Below are 18,383 nucleotides of genomic sequence, written 5' to 3'. Positions count from 1 at the left end.
CCGGCGAGAAAGCGGCATCAACTCTCCAGCACCAGCCGCGTCACCACCGGCGGCGTTTCGCCCCGGTGAAACGCCAGCTTGCGGTCGCGCAAGGCCACGTCGCCCGCCGTCACGCGGTCAAAGCGGCGCAGGTGTTCGGTCCAGGACTCGTCGGTGATCTGCTCGACGTAACGTCCCGGGTCCGAGATGTCGCGCAGCAGCTCCCAGGCCAGCGCGCCCTGGCGCAGCCGGCTGCGCCGGCTTTCCTGCATCAGCGTGCGAAATTCGAGGGCCCGGGCCGGATCGATCCGGTACTCGATCAGGGTGCGCACCTGGCCGGTCAGTGGCGGCGCTTCCGCGCTGGGCACCTTGAATTCGCGCGACGGCGTCAGGTCCTCCTCGATGCTGCGGTCGCGCAGCAGCAACTGCGTGGCACCCATGGCCACCATGGCTGTTGATGCGGCGATCAGCATGCTGGTCGGGACACTGGTCACGGTCGCAATCTGGCCCCAGACCGCCGCACCCAGTGCGCTGGCGCCCATGATCGCCATCTGGAACATCGACATGCCGCGCGCACGCACCCAGTCGGGCAGGGCGAGCTGCGCCGAGACACTCAGGGTGTTGGCGGTGGTGATCCAGGCCGCGCCCGCCAGAAACATGGCCGGCGCGGCGACGTAGGCATTCGGCGCAAAGGCGATGATGGCCGTGGCTGCCGACTGCAGGCCCATGCCGCCCAGCACCATGGCATCGCGGGACAAGGTGCGGCGCAGCCGCGGCAGCAGGAAGGCCACCACAAAAATCGCGCCCGAGCCCATGGACGCCAGCAGCAGCGTGAAGGTGCCGGCACCGCCGCCGTGCAGGCCGCGCGCCACCAGCGGCAACAGGGCCAGCAAGGCGGTGGAATGAAAGAAAAACAGCGCCACCCGCAGCAGCACCGCGCGCAGGCGTGCCGACTGGCGCACGAACTGCACGCCGACACGCATGGCGCTGATCAGGCGCTCGCGGCCCAGCGGACTGGGCACGTGTTCGCGGCGCCAGCGCATGATCACAAAACCGGACACCAGCGAAATCACCGCGTTGAGAATAAAAACGTATTCGCTCCCGGCACCGGCAATCAACGCCCCTGCCACCAGCGGGCCGATGATGCGCGAGGCGTTCATGGCGATGCCGTTGAGCGCCAGTGCCGCCGGCAACTGCGCGCGCGGCACCAGCTCCGGAACAATCGCCGAAAACACCGGCCAGCGCATGGCCAGCCCGACGCCGTTGGCAAAGGTCAGCGCCAGCAGCAGCGGCGCGGTCATGGCGCCCATCACAATCGTCAGGCACAGCACCAGGGCCACGGCGGCCACCCAGAACTGCGTGATGATGAAGTAGCGGCGCCGGTCCAGGATGTCGGCCAGCGCGCCGCTGGGCAGGCCCAGCAGGAAGACCGGCAAGGTCGAGGCGGACTGCACCAGGGCCACCCAGATCGGCGAGGTGGTCAGCGAGGTCATCAGCCAGGCGGCGGCAACGTCGTTCATCCACATGCAGATGTTGGCGGCCATCCAGGTGCCCCACAACATGCGGAAAACCGGTGAGCGCAGGGGCGCCCAGGCCGACAGCGAGGCCGGGTCGTGACGGCTCGCGGCGGGGACGCCGGGCAGATCCGGCGGGGGGGAGTGGGGCATGGGGCGGAGGTCCTGAGACAGGTCTGGCTTCAATGACCAGCAGCCAAGCTGGTTCTGCTCAAGAACCGTTACTGCCGGGCTGCAGTCGCCAATGCGTTTTTACGACCCCTGCTGCGCCCAGATACGGCTGATCTGCGCCGACAGCTCCATCGGATCAAACGGCTTGTGAATCACGTCGATCGCTCCGAGCTCGCGGTACTGCGCCACTTCGGTGGCCTGCACCTTGGCCGTCATGAAAATCACCGGCGTGTCTGCCGTGGCGGGCAGCGCCCGCAGGGCCTTGAGCGTGCTCGGGCCGTCCATGCCCGGCATCATGACGTCGAGCAGCAGCAGGTCGGCCTGGGCGGTCGGTGCCGCGGCCAGCGCCTCGCTGCCTGACGGGCAAGCGATCACGGTGAAGCCGCCCACGGCCTCCAGGGCCATCTGCGCCACCATGCGGATGTCGGGTTCGTCTTCGACATAAAGAATGCGGGCAAGTGTTTTGCTCATGGTTATCGTCCTTGGTCAAGAAAGAGGTTCGTCGGCCGGCAGGCTGGCCTGCAGCGCGGCAACGGCCAGGGCAATGTCGGCGCGCTGTGGTGACAAGGGTAACTGACCGGCCAGCGCGGCCTGTTCGAGCAGCAGCTCCAGCGCCCTGGCGGCCGCGCCCACCTCATGAAACCCCAGGGTGCCGGCCGTGCCTGCCAGGGTGTGCACCAGGCGCTCCAGTTCCACCGGCAGCGCCGTTTCGTCGCCGTCGGCCACCGCGCTCCACAGGGCGCGGATGTGTGCTATTTTTTCCGGCAAGGCGCGCTGGTAGTCGGCACGCTGCTGATCGAGAAACTTCTGGAACGCCTGCTGCGGGGTATTCATGCGCTCAGCTTTTTCGCGCCCGCTCGTACAGCGGCATCACCCTGGGCAGGGTGCGTTCCATGTCGGCAATGCGCGTGGCGCCGGCGGGGTGGGTGCTCAGCCACTGCGGCGGCGCGCCCTTGTTGGCCGCGGCCATTTTCTGCCAGAGTGTGATGCCGGCGCGCGGGTCAAAGCCGGCGCGCGCGCCGAGTTCCATGCCGACCAGATCGGCCTCGGACTCGTCTTCACGGCCAAAACGCAGGTTGATCAGCTCCACGCCGAGACCTGCAACGGTCTGGCCCAGGTCCCCGAGGCCCAGCAGATTGGACAGCAGGCTGGCACCGATGTTGGTGGCCGCCGACTTGCCCATGCGCTCGCGCGCGTGTTCACGCAGGGCATGGGCCATCTCGTGGCCCATGATCATCGCGACTTCGTCGTCGTTCAGTTGCAGCTGGTCCAGGATGCCGGTGTAAAAGGCAATTTTTCCGCCCGGCATGCAAAACGCATTGATCTGCTTGCTGCCAATCAGGTTGACCTCCCACTGCCAGTCCTTCGCACGCGGATTCCAGGCCACGGCATGCGGGATGACACGCTGGGCAATGCGGCGCAGTCGCTGCAGTTGCGGATGGCCGGCAGGGGCCAGAGCCTTCTGGGCCGCCGCCTCCTGCAACATCTTGCTGTATTGCTGCCGGGAGGCCTGCTCGATCTCCCCCGCCGGCACCAGCTGGGTGAAGCCGGAGTTCTTGCCCACTTCGACACCTTCGCGCTGCGCCATGGCGGGCGCTGCGCCCAGCACCAAGGCCGCGGACAAGGCCGCCAGGGTCAGTCTCAACGCAAATGTCATCGCCTTCTCCAAATAATAAAGGGCAAGTTCCAGCCGGTCGGGCCAAACGGCCCACAGCGTATTATTCCTGCATGAGCGAGACCTTATCCGACGATCCCCAGGCAAAACGTCAGCCAACGCCGCTTTCTGAAGCTCATCCTTCCGCAATCGCTCCCGCCCGGGCCGCGCGCCCAAGCTGGGGCGAGACCTTGCGCGTCTACCTCGAGGCGCCGACCCTGCGCATGCTGCTGCTCGGGTTTTCCGCCGGCCTGCCGCTGCTGCTGGTGTTCGGCACGCTGAGTTTCTGGCTGCGCGAAGCCGGCATTGACCGCACCACCATTGGTTACCTGAGCTGGGTCGGGCTGGCGTATGGCTTCAAATGGGTCTGGGCGCCGCTGGTGGACCGCTTGCCGATCCCGCTGCTGACGCGCCTGCTGGGGCGCAGGCGCAGCTGGCTGCTGCTGTCTCAGTCCGTCATCATGGCGGCCCTGGTCGGCATGGCGCTGACCGATCCCAAAATCGCCCTGCTGCCGGTGGTCTGGTGCGCGCTCGCCGTGGCCTTTGGCTCGGCCACGCAGGACATTGCACTCGACGCCTTTCGCATCGAGTCGGCCGACGTGCAGCGCCAGGCCGCGCTGGCGGCGGCCTACCAGACCGGCTACCGCATGGCGATGATCTGGGCCGGCGCCGGTGTTTTGTGGATTGCCGCGCGGGCCGAAGTCGCCGGTGCGGGCGGTGTCATCGGCTACCAGCACGGCGCCTGGCAGATGGCCTATTTCGCGATGGCGGCGTCCATGCTGGTGGGCGTGGTGACGGTGCTGTTTTCGCCTGAGCCGGCGCCGCGCGAGCTGCCGCCTGCGCGCAACGCCGCCGAGTGGCTGAAAAGCGCGCTGGTCGAGCCCTTTGCCGACTTCCTGCGCCGTTATGGCAAACAGGCGGCGCTGATCCTGATGCTGATCGCCGTCTACCGCATCAGCGACGTGGTGATGGGCATCATGGCCAACCCGTTCTACGTCGACATGGGTTACACCAAGGATGAAGTGGCGGCCGTTACCAAGATCTATGGCGTGATCATGACACTGGTCGGCGCCTTTGTCGGCGGGGCGCTGGCCATGCGTTTTGGCGTGATGCGCGTGCTGATGCTGGGCGCCGTCTTGAGCGCCGGCAGCAACCTGCTGTTTGCCTGGCTGGGAACGCTCGGTCACGATGTCCATGCGCTGATCTTCGTGATCTCGGCCGACAACCTGTCCAGCGGCATCGCCTCGGCGGCCTTCATTGCCTACCTCTCGAGCCTGACCAACATCAACTATTCGGCCACGCAGTACGCCTTGTTCAGCTCCATGATGCTGCTGCTGCCGAAGTTTCTGGCCGGCTATTCTGGCACCTATGTGGACGCGTTTGGTTACAGCAGTTTTTTCACGGGGACGGCCTTGCTGGGGGCGCCGGTGCTGCTGCTGGTGTGGCTGGCTTCACGCATGAAAATGCCGCCCAACCCTTGACTCACGGGCGCCGGCAGCTACCGATTTCATAGCATGCCGAAGACCCGCAGGGGTCGGTCCTGGCGGCCGCGACGGTTTACCTAACTTTACAGCGGCTTCAACGCGACTTGTTGGGCGGCGCGCACCATGAGGCAGTCATTGACGAAGGAGCCTCCATGAGTGACCGTACCCCCAGCCCTTTCACCACCGACGTGCTGGCGGCCAGCCCGCCGGCCGGCGCCAGTGGCTACACTGATCAGCCCACAGGCAACCGCGCAGCGAACCCGCCCATGACACAGCAACTCCTGATGATCGAAGACGACACCCGCCTGGCGACCATGGTGGGGGAATACCTGCGCCAGTCGGGTTATGGATTTACCCATGCGGTCGATGGCGGCAAGGGCCTGGAAGCGCTGCAAAGCTGCAAGCCTGATCTGGTGATTCTCGACCTGATGCTGCCCGACATGGACGGCCTCGAAGTGTGCCGGCGCATCAAGGGCCTGGGCGGCGACGCCGGCCGCACGGCCGTGCTGATGCTGACCGCCAAGGGCGACCCCATGGACCGCATTGTCGGCCTGGAAATCGGCGCCGACGACTACCTGCCCAAACCCTTTGAGCCGCGTGAATTGCTGGCCCGCATCCGCGCGGTACTGCGCCGCGGCGGCGAGGCCCCCAGCACGGGTGGCAGCCAGCAGGCCATGCGCTTCGGCTCGCTCGAGATCGACCGCGACGCGCGCACCGTGTCGGTTTCCGGCAAGGTCTGCGAACTGACGTCCTACCAGTTCGACCTGCTGGTGGCGCTGGCCGAACGCGCCGGCCGCGTGCTCTCCAGAGACCAGATCATGGAAGCCGTGCGCGGCCGCGAACTCGAAGCTTTTGACCGCTCGATCGATGTCCACATGGGCCGCATCCGCAGCGCCATCGAGCTCGATGCGAAAGACCCCAAACGCATCCTGACGGTGCGCGGTGTGGGTTACGTGTTTGCCAAGCAGCAGGATTGATCCGGTCTTATGGGACTTCCAGAAATTCGATTGTCGGGATGCAGGGCAAGGCGCACGGAGCGCAGGACACCGGAATGCACTTGGGAGCATGAGGGTTCCGGGCACCGCGCAACGCAGTCATGCGCCCGAAAATCGGAGTTGTAGGGGTCTCCCATGTGGTCACGTTTTACCTCGCATCTGTATGTACGGATCTGGCTCGCCGTGGTGGCCACGGTGGTGGTGCTCGCTTTCCTCGTTGGCGCAGCCTGGCAACTGAGCACCGATCCGCCGCAATTGCCGATCCGCGAAGTCCTGGTGCACAACGCTGCCGGCGAAGTCATCGGCCGGGCACAGACCAAGCCGGATCGCAAGCTCGGCGACAGCCTCGAGTTTGATGTCTTGACCAAGGACGGGCAGACCCTGAACCTGCTGCTGCCCCGGCCCAAACGCCCTCCGGGCAACTCCTGGAACCGCCCGCCCTACGGTTTTGGCTTTGGCTGGATGCTGGGCCTGGTCGCGCTGGCTGTCGCGCTGGGCGCCTATCCCATCATCCGCCGGCTGACGCAGCGGCTCGAAGGCCTGCAGCGCGGCGTTGAGCGCTGGGGCAGCGGCGACCTGTCGGCCCGCATGACCGTCCAGGGCAGCGACGAAGTGGCTTTTCTGGCGGAACGCTTCAACCACGCCGCGGAGCGCATCGAAACGCTGATGGAGTCACAGAAAGCCTTGCTGGCCTCGCACAAATCGCTGCTGGCCAATGCCTCGCACGAGTTGCGCTCGCCGCTGGCGCGCATCCGCATGGGCCTGGAGCTGATGGGTGGCGGCGCCGGTTCGACGCAGCGCGCCGAAATCTCGCGCAGCATCAACGAGCTGGACCAGCTGATCGACGAAATCCTGCTGGCCAGCCGGCTCGATACCAGACAGGCCGACGCCGAACCGTTCGAGCTGCTGGACCTGACCGGTCTGGCGGCCGAGGAATGTGCCCGGGTGCAGGCCGAACTCGGCACGGCGACCCAGACCGAAAGCCTCACGCTGCAGGGCTCGGCGCGCCTGCTGCGCCGCCTGATCCGCAACCTGCTGGAAAACGCCAGGCGTTACAGCAACGGCGAAGTCAGCCTGGAGCTCGGACAGACCGGCGCGGGTGCGCAGCGGCGTGCCGTGATCCGCGTCAACGACCACGGACCGGGTGTGCCGCCGGACCAGCGTGAACGCATTTTCGAGCCCTTCTATCGCCTGCCGGGCGCCAGCGAGCGCGAAGGGGGTGTGGGGCTGGGCCTGGCGCTGGTCAAATCCATCACCGAGCGCCATGGCGGCAGCGTGCGCTGCGAGGACAGGCCGGGCGGAGGCGCTTCTTTTGTGGTCGAGCTGCCGATGCCGGCTGCCGCCTAGCGCAGGCGCCGACAAGGCCGCCGCGCTGACACCCGCGTGAAGAAAATCGCATTTTGTAACACCGTTACGCGAAAAAACGACATTTCTCCCCCAAATAGGGGATGCCATAAAAACTATCTACCCATTAAAGTTGCGCAGTTGCTGTGACAACATCGATCGCTGACAACAAAGGCAGAAGACTTCAAATCGATCAACAGATCATCAGTCTCAACGACGTCCCTCAAAAGACTTGGCAAGGCCACCGCAAGGTGGTCTTTTTTTGCCCGAATACACCTGCGGGGCAGTCGCTTCCCCGCGTTACCATCGCTAGCCGATGGAAAGGCAGCACGGCCCTGCGTCATGCCCTGCTTTTCCGGTTCCCCGCCAGCCACGTCATTGCAGGAGTTTTCGCGTGAATACCAACCATCCCGCCGCACCTGTCAGCCAGGGCTTCTCCACCCCGGCCCCGGATCGGCTTCCCATGCTGCCGGCCGAAGCGATGTCCGCAGCGCAGCGCGAAGCGGCCGATGCCCTGATCGCCGGCCCGCGCAAGGCAGTGTTCGGTCCTTTCATTCCCCTGCTGCGCAGTCCGGCGCTGATGGCGCGGGTTGGCCAGGTGGGCGAGTACCTGCGTTTTGACAGCATGCTGGACGTGCGCATCCGCGAGCTGGCGATGTGCCTGGTCGCGCGCCATGTGTCCAACCAGTTTGAATGGCTGATGCATGCACCGCTGGCGCTCAAGGCCGGCGTGCCGCAAGCCAGCCTGGAGGCCATTGCCGAAGGCCGATACCCGCACAGCACCGCCCCCGACGAAGCGGCCATGGTGGACTTCGTGACCGAACTGCTGCAGCACCACGGCGTCAGCGACAGCTCGTATGCCGCCGCCCTGGCGCTCTTCGGCGAACAGGGCGTGGTGGAACTGACCACGCTGGTCGGCTATTTCGCGATGGTCTGCTGGGTGATGAATGTGGCGCGCACACCGGGGCAGCCCCAGCCGGGCTTCAGCGCCCTGGCGGCCTTTCCGGCCTGAGTTTCAGGGCGACAGTGCCGCGAGCACCCGCGCCGCGCCGACGTCGTTCAGGCAGCGCGTGTGGCCCAGCGGGCATTCACGCTCGAAGCACGGCGCGCAATCGAGCGGTGGCAGGTAGTCCGCATCGTTCTTCAGCCACAGCACCGTGGCTTTCGCGCTCAGCGGCGGCGTGTGCAGCGGGCTCGACGAGCCGAAGATGGCGACCTGCGGCACGCCAAAGGCCGCCGCCACGTGCATCAGGCCCGAGTCGTTGCTGACCACCTGGCGGGCCGCTGCGATGGCGCACAGCGCCTGCACCAGCGTGGTCTTGCCGGCCAGGTTGAGGCAGGCACCGGGTCGCACCGCGTTGGCCGGGCCGGCAATCTCTTCGCACAGCGCCGCTTCCTTGCCCGAGCCCAGCAACACCACCGGCAGGGCCAGGCTTTGCGCCAGTTCGGAAAAATGCGCCGCGGGCCAGCGCTTGGCCGGGCCGTATTCCGCGCCCGGTGCAAAGACGTCATAGCCGCCGCGCTCCAGGCCGAGCTCGGCCAGCGCCTGCGCCACCTCGGCCGCCGGCATCTGCAACTGCGGCCGGTCGGTGTCCAGATCTGTGTCGCCGCTGAGCGCCGAATAAAACGCCACCATGGGCGGACGCTGGCCTTTGGCCGGATTTTTCAGGCGGTGCGTGAGCAGGCCGATGCGCGCTTCACCCAGATAGCCGACACGTTTGGGAATGCCGGCCAGCAGGGGAAGCAAGGCGCTTTTCAGCGAGTTGGGGAGCACGTAGGCGGTGTCAAACCGGCCGGCGATCCGCTTCGCCAGCGCGCGGCGCGCCTTCAACTGCAGGCCGCCATGCGCAAACGGGAATTCGATGACCTCGTGCACCTGCGGCATCGCGCGGTACACCGGCGCCACCCAGGGCAACGCGCCGACGCTGAGCTGTTCACCCCGCGCGTGCAGGCGCCGCAGCAGCGGCTCGGTCATGACTGCGTCGCCTATCCACTGAGGGGCAATGATTAAGGAAGCCCCCCCGAAGCGGCCTCCGGCCGCCTCCCCCCCAGGGGGGCGCCGCTGGCGGCCCGGCGAAGCCGGTTCCGCGGCGGCCGCTTGAAGGGAGGCAGGCACCTTAGTGGCCAGCGCCGACGTGCTCGCCCGCTTTCAGCGCGTAAGTCGTGCCGCAGTAGGGGCACTTGGCCTGGCCGGTGCGCGCCACATCGAGGTAGACCTTGGGGTGGCTGTTCCAGACGGCCATCTCGGCCTTGGGGCTGGGGCAGAACACGCCGCCTTGCGGGTTCAGGTCCTTGGCCAGCAGCTCGACGGTGAAAGAGGTACTCATGATCAGACTTTCGCGAGCCAGTGTGCGTACTTGGGGTTGCGGCCATTGACGATGTCAAAAAACGCGCTCTGGATTTTCTCGGTGATGGGCCCGCGCGAGCCGGCGCCGATCTCGATGCGGTCGAGTTCGCGGATGGGTGTGACTTCTGCGGCCGTGCCGGTGAAGAAGGCTTCGTCGGAGATATACACCTCGTCGCGCGTGATGCGCTTCTGGACCAGTTCGAGGCCCAGGTCCTTGCAGATGTGCAGGATGGTGTTGCGCGTGATGCCGTTGAGAGCACCGGCCGACAGGTCAGGCGTGTAAACCACACCGCCCTTGACCACGAAGATGTTTTCACCCGCGCCTTCGCTGACAAAGCCCGAGGCGTCCAGCAGCAGCGCTTCGTCGTAGCCGTCGTCCAGCGCTTCCATGTTGGCGAGGATGGAGTTGGTGTAGTTGCTGACCGCCTTGGCCTGCGTCATCGTGATGTTGACGTGGTGGCGCGTGTAGCTGGAGGTTTTGACGCGGATGCCGCGTTGCATGCCTTCTTCGCCGAGGTAGGCACCCCAGGGCCAGGCGGCCACCATCAGGTGGATGGTGTTGCCTTTGGGGCTGACGCCCAGCCTCTGCGAGCCTATCCAGGTCAGCGGCCGCAGGTAGCAGCTTTCCAGCTTGTTGTCGCGCACCACGGCCTTTTGCGCTTCCATGACCTCTTCCTGGCTGAAAGGAATTTTCATGCGCAGGATCTTGGCGCTGTTGAACAGGCGCTCGGTGTGTTCCTCGAGCCGGAAGATGGCCGTGCTGCCGTCGGCCGTCTTGTAGGCGCGCACGCCTTCGAAGGCGCCGCAGCCGTAATGCAGGGTATGGCTCAGGACGTGGATTTTGGCGTCGCGCCATTCGACCATCTGGCCATCCATCCAGATTTTGCCGTCGCGGTCTTCCATGGAGGGTGCTACTGGGGACATGGTGCTGATCCTGTGATGAATGTCGTGAAAGGGTTCCCGGCGCCTGGCCTGCTGCCGGCCGGACCGGAGAAACTGCCGAAAAACCCGAAACGCTGATTTTACGGGCCGGGCGGCGGGCCATCGGCGGCCGGCAGCGAATCCTCTACCTGCGGCCTGAAAAGTTCATGGTGCGCCAGCTTGCCGCCGACAAAGGTGCAGGTGACATGCGACTGGCTGCCATCGGTCCAGCGGAACACCTCGGGCTGCGCGTCCTTGTCCGATTGCAGCGTGCCCAGGCTTCGGGTCATGGCCACCACGTGCAGCAGCGTCATGCCCGGCTTGAGTTTGGCATTGAGCATGACGGCGCTGTCGGCATAACCGATGGGCCGGTTGGCCGCGCGTTTGAGCACCTGCATCATGCGGGTGAAGTGAAGCAGCAGCCACATCATCAGGCCGCCGACCGCAGCCGCCACACCGGCCCAGCCGAAACCGCGGTAAGCCAGCACCACTACGGCGACGCCGGCAATCGGAACAAAAATTTTCTGGAAGTTCATGGCTCTATTTTCGCAGCTGTGCGCGGACCCGGTCTGTGGGGACTGCGTAGGCGTGCCGGCCTGCAGGAATTTTCAAAGGCGAGGCAGCGGTACCAGGCCAGGGCAGGCGCCATCGTGCAGATGATGAAAACCTTGAAACAAAATATGCCATTAGCCCTTATTCCACGGGCGCAAGCAGCTATAAATTCAGGAGCATTTCATGCCCGCGGCATGCGTCCGGTCAAAAGCGCGTGGGCCCAGTCCGGCCGGCCGTGGCGCCGCGCGACCTCGGCCTGGGCTTCGTGGGCATAAGGTACGGCGCGCAGTTGGACTTGCCAGCCACCTGGCGCCTGTTCAAGCAGGGCATAACGCGCATGCGGGGCGCCGGTCTCAACAACATGCGAATGGGGACGGGCGTCGCCATAGGCCTGCAGACCGACACTGCCCGGATTGACCACCAGCGAGCCGCCGCACTGCACAACGCGGGGCACATGGGTGTGGCCGCACAGCACCAGCCCATGCCGCTCGTCACCGAGACGCTCACGCACCTCTTCAGGCGTGGCCGGCCGGATTCCCGCGCTGCCCATGTCGCCAAAGCCGGGCACCACGGTTTCCAGCCAGTACTGCAGGTCGGTGCCGGGTGTGCCGTGGCACAGGCGAATGTCCGGCTCCAGCGCCCGCCCGGCAGGCAGCGCGCGCAGCCACCCGGCCTGCGCTGCATTCACTTGTGCTGCCGCAAACCCGTCGCTGCTCAGCGGGTCCATGGCCGAAGCACCGGGCGCAAGCAAGGCCAGCAGCTGGCGATCGTGGTTGCCGCGTATGGTCGGGAAGTCCCGCGCCATCAGCAGGTCGGCGGTTGCTGCCGGCTGCAGCGGCCCGCTCAGAATGTCGCCGAGGTTGACGGTCTGGTCCACACCCTGGCGCGCAATATCCGCCAGCACCGCCTCAAGCGCCAGCAGATTGCCGTGGATGTCGGAGATGACCGCGAGTTTCATATTCCGCTCTGTCCGGATGGAAGGACTACCGGTCCTTGACCAGCGCCTGCATTTTGCGGCGCAGGGCTTTTTCCCGTTGCTGCTCGGCTAGCCAGTCCTGGCGAATGGCGCGCGTCACCGAGACCGCCATCAGCACCACCACCAGCGAGAACGGCAACGCAAAAACAATGGTGGCGGTCTGCACCGCTTTCAGGCCACCTGCCAATAGCAGGCTCAGCGCAATGCCCGAGATCAACACCCCCCAGATGACCTTGACGCGTGCCGGCGGCGCGGGGTTGCCGCGGGTGCTCATCATGGCCAGCACCAGCGTGGCCGAATCGCCGGAGGTCACGAAAAAAACCAGCACCAGTACCGTGGCCACCCCCGACATGATGGCGCCTCCCGGCAAGGCACTGAACAGGGCAAACAGCGCGGTGGAGACATCGGCCTTGACGGCCTCTGCCAGCGGGACGCCCTGGAAAATCTCCATGTAAAGCGCTGTTCCACCAAAAATCGAAAACCAGGCAAAACCCACCAGCGTGGGCGCCAACACTGTTCCCGCAATGAACTGGCGTATGGTCCGGCCGCGCGAGACGCGCGCAATGAACAGGCCGACAAAAGGCGACCAGGACAGCCACCAGGCCCAGTAAAAAATGGTCCAGTCGCCGACCCATGCGTTTTCCCGGAAAGGCGTCATGCGCAGGCTCATGCGCACGAATTCGCTCAGGTAGGACCCCAGGGTGTTGGTGAAAGTGTCGATGATGGCGATGGTCGGGCCTACCAGCAGCACGGCCAGTGCCAAGGCACCGGCCAGCATGAGGTTGCCGCTGGAGAGCCACTTGATGCCGCGGCCCACGCCGCTCAAGGCGGACGCCAGAAACAGCACCGTCGTCACCACGATGATGGCCGCCTGCGACGCCGGGCCCACCGGCAGGCCGAATACCGCGTGGAGGCCGCTGTTGATCTGTGTCGCGCCCATGCCCAGGGAAGCGGCAACACCAAAGGCCGTTGCCACGACCGCCAGCACATTGAAGGCGGGCGACAGCCGCTGGATGAAGGTCCAGGGCAGCGCCTCGGTCACGGAGCTGACCAGCGCTGAGGACTTACGGCGGAACTGGAAAAAGGCGATCGAGAGGCCGACGATGCCGTAGATCGCCCAGGGATGAAGCCCCCAGTGGAAAAAGGCGTAACGCATGGCGGTGTTGGCCGCCTCCGGCGTTCCGGGGGCGACACCCGGGGGCGCGGTCACGTAGTGGGACACCGGTTCGGCAACGGCCCAGAACACCAGGCCTATGCCCATGCCTGCAGCGAACAACATGGAAAACCAGGCGCCCACTGAAAACTCGGGCTCATCGTCCTCGTCCCCAAGCTTAAGATCGCCGTAGCGGCTGACAGCCAGAAAAAATGCCAGCACCACCAAGCCCAGCACCACCCAGAGGTAAAACCAGCCGAAGTTGCGTGTAATGCTGCCCAGCAGCTCGCTGAACACGCTGTCCAGCGTGGCGGGGGACAACAAACCCCAGAGGACGACCGCGGCAATCAGCCCGGCAGAGATGACTAGTTCCATGCGACAGCGTGTGAGTTCAAACGCTGCAGTATGGACCTATTCCAGGCTGCGCACCACGTCCATGGCCTGCTCGACCCGCTCCACCGCATGGATGGTCAGGCCTTCGATCGGCTTTTTCGGCGCGTTGGCCTTGGGCACCACGGCCACGCTGAAACCCAGCTTGGCCGCTTCCTTGAGCCGCTCCTGGCCGCGCGGCGCGGGACGCACCTCGCCGGCCAAGCCGACCTCGCCGAAGGCGATGAAGCCCTTGGGCAGCGGCTTGCCGCGCAGGCTGGAAGTGATGGCCAGCATCACCGCCAGGTCGGCCGCCGGCTCGCTGATGCGCACGCCACCAACCGCGTTGACGAACACGTCCTGGTCCATGCAGGCAATGCCGGCGTGGCGGTGCAGCACCGCCAGCAGCATCGCCAGGCGATCCCGGTCGAGGCCCACCGACAGGCGTCGCGGGCTGGGGCCGCCGCTGTCGACCAGTGCCTGGATTTCCACCAGCAGCGGACGCGTGCCCTCCAAGGTCACCATCACACAGCTGCCGGGCACCGGTTCGGCATGCTGGCTCAGGAAAATCGCGCTGGGGTTGCTCACCCCCTTCAGGCCTTTTTCGGTCATGGCAAACACGCCGATTTCATTGACCGCACCGAAGCGGTTTTTGATGGCCCGCACCAGGCGAAAGCTCGAATGGGTGTCGCCCTCGAAATAAAGCACGGTATCCACCATGTGCTCGAGCACGCGCGGGCCGGCCAGGGCGCCTTCCTTGGTGACATGGCCGACCAGCACGATGCAGACGCCGCTGGCCTTGGCCGCGCGCGTCAGGTGGGCAGCGCATTCGCGCACCTGCGCGACCGAACCGGGCGCCGACGTGAGCTGCTCGGAATACACCGTCTGGATGGAATCGATCACGGCCACGGCCGGCCGCGTCGCTTCCAGCGTGGCGAGGATTTTTTCGAGCTGGATCTCCGCCAGCACCTTGACCTGGGAGCCGTCCAGCCCGAGCCTGCGTGAACGCAGGGCGACCTGGGCGCCGCTTTCCTCGCCTGTCACATACAGCGTGTCGAGACCTGCGCGCTGCAGGGAATCGAGCGCCTGCAGCAGCAGGGTTGATTTGCCGATGCCCGGGTCGCCGCCTATCAGCACCACGCCGCCTTCGACGATGCCGCCGCCGAGCACACGGTCCAACTCCTCATGCCCGGTGGGCGTGCGCGCCATGTCGGTCGCCTCGATGTCGGCCAGGGTCGCCACTTCTGACGGTTTCGCCAACGAGGCAAAACGGTTTTTCACCGGCGACTGGCTTTCCGCGACGGATTCGATCAGCGTGTTCCAGGCGCCGCAGTGCGGGCACTTGCCCAGCCATTTGGGGCTGATGCCGCCGCATTCGGTGCAGGTGTAAATCGTCTTGTCTTTGGCCATCCGGCAATATTACTGTATTTATTCCCAGTACGGGTTAATCCTGGTCTCGCGCGGTTGGTGGCAAGTTTCAAAATCATTTAATATATTAAATAAACCCATCTTGCCCATGAACACGCCTTTTATTCACCGCAACCTGCCCCGCCTGCTTCTGCAGGCGCGCGAATCCGTCATGGCGCACACCCGGCCGCGCCTGCGCGAACATGCGCTGAGCGACCAGCAGTGGCGGGTGCTGCGGGTGCTGGGTGAACACGGCGTGGTCGAAACCGGCAAGGTCGCACGCGAAGCCTTCATCCTCGGCCCCAGCCTGACCGGCGTGCTGACCCGCATGGAGCGCGACGGCCTGATCCAGCGCTCGCGCGATCCGGCGGACCAGCGGCGCACCACCGTGGAAGCCACGGACAAAGGTGTGCAGCTGGTGACCACACTCTCGGGGGCCATCGAAGCGCACTACGCCTGGATGGAAAAAACCCTGGGAAAAGACAAACTCGCCCAGCTGTATGCGCTGCTCGACGAAGTGATTGCACTGGAGCAGCCATGAGCTGGATACCTGAAGGAACCGTGTATGGCGTGCTGCTGAACTTCCGCGCGGAGGTCGAGGCGCTGGCGCCGCAGATGAACCAGCCGCCCTACAAGGCGCCGCCCCAAGCGCCGGTTCTGTATGTCAAGCCGGCCAACACCTGGAGCGCCAGCGGCGCCAGCATTCCCGTGCCGGCTCGGGTCCCTGAGGTTGAAGTCGGCGCCAGCATCGCCATGGTGATGGGTGGGGCCGGCGAAGTGGCGGGCTACGTGCTGGTGAACGACCTGTCCGTTCCGCACGCCAGTTTTTTCCGGCCGCCCGTCAAGTTCAAATGCCTGGACGGCTTTCTGGGCATAGCCGAGCGCCTGGTGCCTGCCAGCCAAGCCGGCGATCCTTCGGGCTTCATGCTGGAGGTTCGCATCAACGGCGAACTCAAACAAACCGTGAACTTCAACCATCTGGTGCGGGATGCCGACCGGCTGCTGGCCGATGTCGGCGGCTTCATGACGCTGCGCCCCGGCGATGTGCTGATGCTGGGCTGTGATGCGGGCCGGCCGCTGGCCAGGCGGGGTGATCGCATCAACATCAGCGCGCCGGGCTTTGGCACGTTGAGCAATATGCTTGTGGAGGAACCGAGCGACGCCGGGCCGCCCCCAGGCGCGAGCGCCCCCTCGGGGGGCAGCGACGACACGCCAGTGCGGAGCGTGGGGGCCACATCATCATGAAGCACGCCAGCGTCATGTATGAAGGCAAGACTCAGCACGCCGTCGAACGCGATGGCCGATTGCTGCTCGATGATGGCCGGCTCGTCAGTGAAGACGCCGTCACCTGGCTGCCACCGCTGGTGCCCACGCCACGCCCGCGCACCATCCTTGCGCTGGGCCTGAACTACGCCGACCACGCGAAAGAGCTTGAATTCAAGGCGCCCGAGGAGCCGCTGGTTTTCATCAAGGGAGAAGGCACGCTGACCGGTCACCGGCAACTCACGCGCCGCCCGGCCGGCGTGCAGTTCATGCACTACGAATGTGAACTCACGGTGGTCATCGGAAAAACGGCCAAAAAGGTGAAACGCGACGACGCGTACGACTTCATCGCCGGCTACACCATCGCCAACGACTACGCGATCCGCGACTACCTCGAAAACTGGTACCGGCCCAACCTTCGCGTGAAAAACCGCGATACCTGCACGCCGCTAGGCCCCTGGCTGGTGGACGCAGCCGATGTCCCCAACCCCATGGCGCTGGCGCTGCAAACCACCGTCAACGGCAAGATCACGCAGTCCGGCAACACGCGCGACATGATTTTCGACGTGCCTTTCCTGATCGAATATTTCAGCAGCTTCATGACGCTGCAACCAGGCGACCTGATCCTGACCGGCACACCCGACGGCGTGGTCGATTGTCGGCCCGGTGACGTGGTGGTCACCAGCATCGAGGGCCTGGGCGAACTTTTCAACACGATTGAATGAACATGACAAGAATAGATCACCTCATCAACGGCAAGGCCGTTGCCGGCAGCAGCTACTTCGAGACCGTCAACCCCGCCACACAGGACGTGCTGGCCGAAGTGGCTGCTGGCGGCGAGGCCGAAGTCAACGCCGCCGTGGCCGCCGCGAAAGAGGCCTTTCCGAAGTGGGCCGGCATGCCGGCACCGCAGCGTGCCAAACTGGTCCGCAAGCTCGGCGACCTGATCGCCGCCCATGTGCCCGAGATCGCGCAGATGGAGACCAACGACTGCGGCCAGGTGATTGCGCAGACCGGCAAGCAGTTGATCCCGCGCGCGGCCGACAACTTCTATTATTTTGCCGAGATGTGCACGCGGGTGGATGGCCACACCTACCCGACCGAGACGCACCTGAACTACACGCTGTACCACCCGACCGGCGTCTGCGCGCTGATCTCGCCCTGGAACGTGCCCTTCATGACGGCCACCTGGAAGGTCGCGCCCTGCCTGGCGTTTGGCAACACCGCGGTGCTGAAGATGAGCGAACTCTCGCCGATGACAGCGGCGCGCCTGGGTGAACTGGCGCTGGAAGCCGGCATTCCGCCCGGCGTGCTCAACATCGTGCACGGCTACGGCAAGGACGCGGGGGAACCGCTGTGCCGCCACCCCGATGTGCGCGCGATTTCCTTCACAGGATCCACCGCCACCGGCAACCGCATCGTGCAGGCCGCCGGCCTGAAAAAATTCAGCATGGAGCTGGGCGGCAAATCACCGTTCGTGATTTTTGACGACGCGAACCTCGAGCGCGCGCTCGACGCCGCGGTGTTCATGATTTTTTCCAACAACGGCGAGCGCTGCACCGCCGGCAGCCGCATCCTGGTGCAGCAATCGATTTACGCCGACTTCGCCGCGAAATTCGTGGAGCGCGCCAAACGCATCAAGGTCGGTGATCCGCTCGACGAAGCCACCACCATCGGCCCCATGATTTCGCAGGGCCACCTGGCCAAGGTGCGCAGCTACATCGAGCTCGGCCCGAAAGAAGGCGCCACCCTGCTGTGCGGCGGACTGGGCACGCCGGACCTGCCGGACCGCGTCAGGAAGGGCAACTATGTGTTGCCCACGGTGTTTGCCGACGTGGACAATCACATGCGTATCGCCCAGGAAGAAATTTTCGGCCCTGTCGCCTGCCTGATCCCGTTCAAGGATGAAGCCGACGCGATTCGCCTGGCCAATGACACGCAGTACGGCCTGTCGAGTTATGTCTGGACCGAGAACCTGGGCCGCGCGCACCGCGTCGCTGCCGCCGTCGAGGCCGGCATGTGTTTCGTCAACAGCCAGAACGTGCGCGATTTGCGCCAGCCCTTCGGCGGCACCAAGGCATCGGGCACCGGCCGCGAGGGTGGCACCTGGAGTTACGAAGTGTTCTGTGAGCCGAAGAACGTGGCGGTGTCGCTGGGGTCGCACCATATTCCGCATTGGGGGGCCGCATGAATATGACACCTTGTCATCCCGGACTTGATCCGGGATCCATGTCCGCAAGAAGCGACGCCTTGG

19 protein-coding genes are annotated in these 18,383 nt (G+C 65.3%); 8 read left to right on the top strand and 11 right to left on the bottom strand.

What is annotated here, in order from left to right; translation table 11 throughout:
* Window positions 1–17: 17 nt before the first annotated feature.
* From PSV40_RS08370 to PSV40_RS08355, 4 genes are all read right to left on the bottom strand, one after another.
* Window positions 18–1,646 (bottom strand): MFS transporter, encoded by a 1,629-nt coding sequence (locus tag PSV40_RS08370; RefSeq protein WP_300536478.1) that lies wholly within the window; start codon window positions 1,644–1,646, stop codon window positions 18–20.
* A gap of 99 nt (window positions 1,647–1,745) precedes the next feature.
* The gene (locus PSV40_RS08365) at window positions 1,746–2,135 is read right to left on the bottom strand and encodes a response regulator (protein ID WP_300536476.1); all 390 of its coding nucleotides are present in this window, start codon (window positions 2,133–2,135) and stop codon (window positions 1,746–1,748) included.
* A gap of 15 nt (window positions 2,136–2,150) precedes the next feature.
* Window positions 2,151–2,498 carry an Hpt domain-containing protein gene (locus tag PSV40_RS08360; RefSeq protein WP_300536475.1) on the bottom strand — a complete coding sequence of 116 codons (348 nt, stop codon included), beginning with the start codon at window positions 2,496–2,498 and terminating at the stop codon, window positions 2,151–2,153.
* 4 nt (window positions 2,499–2,502) lie between these two features.
* Entirely contained in the window at window positions 2,503–3,321 is an 819-nt protein-coding gene (locus PSV40_RS08355) for a M48 family metallopeptidase (RefSeq protein ID WP_300536473.1), read from the bottom strand.
* 71 nt (window positions 3,322–3,392) lie between these two features.
* Here PSV40_RS08355 and PSV40_RS08350 point away from each other — a divergent pair, with 71 nt between their 5' ends.
* The 4 genes from PSV40_RS08350 (at window position 3,393) to PSV40_RS08335 (ending at window position 8,153) form a co-directional block, all read left to right on the top strand.
* Window positions 3,393–4,799: an AmpG family muropeptide MFS transporter gene (locus PSV40_RS08350; RefSeq protein WP_300536471.1), complete on the top strand. Its 1,407-nt coding sequence runs from the start codon at window positions 3,393–3,395 to the stop codon at window positions 4,797–4,799.
* A gap of 269 nt (window positions 4,800–5,068) precedes the next feature.
* The gene (locus PSV40_RS08345) at window positions 5,069–5,779 is read left to right on the top strand and encodes a response regulator transcription factor (RefSeq protein ID WP_300536595.1); all 711 of its coding nucleotides are present in this window, start codon (window positions 5,069–5,071) and stop codon (window positions 5,777–5,779) included.
* Window positions 5,780–5,932: 153 nt separating this feature from the next.
* Entirely contained in the window at window positions 5,933–7,144 is a 1,212-nt protein-coding gene (locus tag PSV40_RS08340) for an ATP-binding protein (RefSeq protein WP_300536469.1), read from the top strand.
* 391 nt (window positions 7,145–7,535) lie between these two features.
* Entirely contained in the window at window positions 7,536–8,153 is a 618-nt protein-coding gene (locus tag PSV40_RS08335; RefSeq protein WP_300536467.1) for a carboxymuconolactone decarboxylase family protein, read from the top strand.
* 3 nt (window positions 8,154–8,156) lie between these two features.
* Here PSV40_RS08335 and waaF read toward each other — a convergent pair whose 3' ends face one another.
* The 7 genes from waaF to radA form a co-directional block, all read right to left on the bottom strand.
* Complete coding sequence (gene waaF, locus PSV40_RS08330) at window positions 8,157–9,116, bottom strand: lipopolysaccharide heptosyltransferase II (RefSeq protein WP_300536465.1); 960 nt, start codon at window positions 9,114–9,116, stop codon at window positions 8,157–8,159.
* Window positions 9,117–9,258: 142 nt separating this feature from the next.
* On the bottom strand, window positions 9,259–9,468 hold the full coding sequence (locus tag PSV40_RS08325) for a zinc-finger domain-containing protein (RefSeq protein WP_300536463.1): 210 nt from the start codon (window positions 9,466–9,468) through the stop codon (window positions 9,259–9,261).
* 2 nt (window positions 9,469–9,470) lie between these two features.
* Entirely contained in the window at window positions 9,471–10,412 is a 942-nt protein-coding gene (locus tag PSV40_RS08320; RefSeq protein ID WP_300536461.1) for a branched-chain amino acid transaminase, read from the bottom strand.
* Window positions 10,413–10,510: 98 nt separating this feature from the next.
* Window positions 10,511–10,945, bottom strand: a complete 435-nt coding sequence (locus PSV40_RS08315) for a glycerate kinase (protein WP_300536459.1) — start codon at window positions 10,943–10,945, stop codon at window positions 10,511–10,513.
* Between the two features lie 197 nt (window positions 10,946–11,142).
* Window positions 11,143–11,919: a metallophosphoesterase family protein gene (locus PSV40_RS08310; protein WP_300536457.1), complete on the bottom strand. Its 777-nt coding sequence runs from the start codon at window positions 11,917–11,919 to the stop codon at window positions 11,143–11,145.
* Window positions 11,920–11,944: 25 nt separating this feature from the next.
* Entirely contained in the window at window positions 11,945–13,465 is a 1,521-nt protein-coding gene (locus PSV40_RS08305; RefSeq protein WP_300536455.1) for a BCCT family transporter, read from the bottom strand.
* A gap of 36 nt (window positions 13,466–13,501) precedes the next feature.
* Window positions 13,502–14,869: a DNA repair protein RadA gene (gene radA, locus PSV40_RS08300; RefSeq protein WP_300536453.1), complete on the bottom strand. Its 1,368-nt coding sequence runs from the start codon at window positions 14,867–14,869 to the stop codon at window positions 13,502–13,504.
* A gap of 106 nt (window positions 14,870–14,975) precedes the next feature.
* Here radA and hpaR point away from each other — a divergent pair, with 106 nt between their 5' ends.
* The 4 genes from hpaR to hpaE are packed head-to-tail and all read left to right on the top strand — an operon-like array spanning window position 14,976 to window position 18,320.
* On the top strand, window positions 14,976–15,407 hold the full coding sequence (hpaR, locus tag PSV40_RS08295; RefSeq protein WP_300536451.1) for a homoprotocatechuate degradation operon regulator HpaR: 432 nt from the start codon (window positions 14,976–14,978) through the stop codon (window positions 15,405–15,407).
* Window positions 15,404–16,111, top strand: a complete 708-nt coding sequence (locus PSV40_RS08290; RefSeq protein ID WP_300536450.1) for a fumarylacetoacetate hydrolase family protein — start codon at window positions 15,404–15,406, stop codon at window positions 16,109–16,111. Before hpaR ends, PSV40_RS08290 begins: the two co-directional genes overlap by 4 nt.
* Window positions 16,108–16,854: a fumarylacetoacetate hydrolase family protein gene (locus tag PSV40_RS08285; protein ID WP_300536433.1), complete on the top strand. Its 747-nt coding sequence runs from the start codon at window positions 16,108–16,110 to the stop codon at window positions 16,852–16,854. Before PSV40_RS08290 ends, PSV40_RS08285 begins: the two co-directional genes overlap by 4 nt.
* A gap of 2 nt (window positions 16,855–16,856) precedes the next feature.
* A complete protein-coding gene (gene hpaE / locus PSV40_RS08280; protein ID WP_300536431.1) occupies window positions 16,857–18,320 on the top strand; it encodes a 5-carboxymethyl-2-hydroxymuconate semialdehyde dehydrogenase in 1,464 nt (487 codons plus the stop codon).
* Window positions 18,321–18,383: the final 63 nt, after the last annotated feature.

Source organism: Polaromonas sp. (genome assembly GCF_029945925.1).
Lineage (GTDB): Bacteria > Pseudomonadota > Gammaproteobacteria > Burkholderiales > Burkholderiaceae_C > Polaromonas.
The sequence above is the reverse complement of the archived record's forward strand: the minus strand, read 5'-3'. Positions and strand labels throughout refer to the sequence as shown.

Coding starts and splice junctions, on each gene's coding strand:
- PSV40_RS08370 (WP_300536478.1), bottom strand. CDS start 1,646: ATGCCCCACTCCCCCCCGCCGGATCTGCCCGGCGTCCCCGCCGCGAGC.
- PSV40_RS08365 (WP_300536476.1), bottom strand. CDS start 2,135: ATGAGCAAAACACTTGCCCGCATTCTTTATGTCGAAGACGAACCCGAC.
- PSV40_RS08360 (WP_300536475.1), bottom strand. CDS start 2,498: ATGAATACCCCGCAGCAGGCGTTCCAGAAGTTTCTCGATCAGCAGCGT.
- PSV40_RS08355 (WP_300536473.1), bottom strand. CDS start 3,321: ATGACATTTGCGTTGAGACTGACCCTGGCGGCCTTGTCCGCGGCCTTG.
- PSV40_RS08350 (WP_300536471.1), top strand. CDS start 3,393: ATGAGCGAGACCTTATCCGACGATCCCCAGGCAAAACGTCAGCCAACG.
- PSV40_RS08345 (WP_300536595.1), top strand. CDS start 5,069: ATGACACAGCAACTCCTGATGATCGAAGACGACACCCGCCTGGCGACC.
- PSV40_RS08340 (WP_300536469.1), top strand. CDS start 5,933: ATGTGGTCACGTTTTACCTCGCATCTGTATGTACGGATCTGGCTCGCC.
- waaF (WP_300536465.1), bottom strand. CDS start 9,116: ATGACCGAGCCGCTGCTGCGGCGCCTGCACGCGCGGGGTGAACAGCTC.
- PSV40_RS08325 (WP_300536463.1), bottom strand. CDS start 9,468: ATGAGTACCTCTTTCACCGTCGAGCTGCTGGCCAAGGACCTGAACCCG.
- PSV40_RS08320 (WP_300536461.1), bottom strand. CDS start 10,412: ATGTCCCCAGTAGCACCCTCCATGGAAGACCGCGACGGCAAAATCTGG.
- PSV40_RS08315 (WP_300536459.1), bottom strand. CDS start 10,945: ATGAACTTCCAGAAAATTTTTGTTCCGATTGCCGGCGTCGCCGTAGTG.
- PSV40_RS08310 (WP_300536457.1), bottom strand. CDS start 11,919: ATGAAACTCGCGGTCATCTCCGACATCCACGGCAATCTGCTGGCGCTT.
- PSV40_RS08305 (WP_300536455.1), bottom strand. CDS start 13,465: ATGGAACTAGTCATCTCTGCCGGGCTGATTGCCGCGGTCGTCCTCTGG.
- radA (WP_300536453.1), bottom strand. CDS start 14,869: ATGGCCAAAGACAAGACGATTTACACCTGCACCGAATGCGGCGGCATC.
- hpaR (WP_300536451.1), top strand. CDS start 14,976: ATGAACACGCCTTTTATTCACCGCAACCTGCCCCGCCTGCTTCTGCAG.
- PSV40_RS08290 (WP_300536450.1), top strand. CDS start 15,404: ATGAGCTGGATACCTGAAGGAACCGTGTATGGCGTGCTGCTGAACTTC.
- PSV40_RS08285 (WP_300536433.1), top strand. CDS start 16,108: ATGAAGCACGCCAGCGTCATGTATGAAGGCAAGACTCAGCACGCCGTC.
- hpaE (WP_300536431.1), top strand. CDS start 16,857: ATGACAAGAATAGATCACCTCATCAACGGCAAGGCCGTTGCCGGCAGC.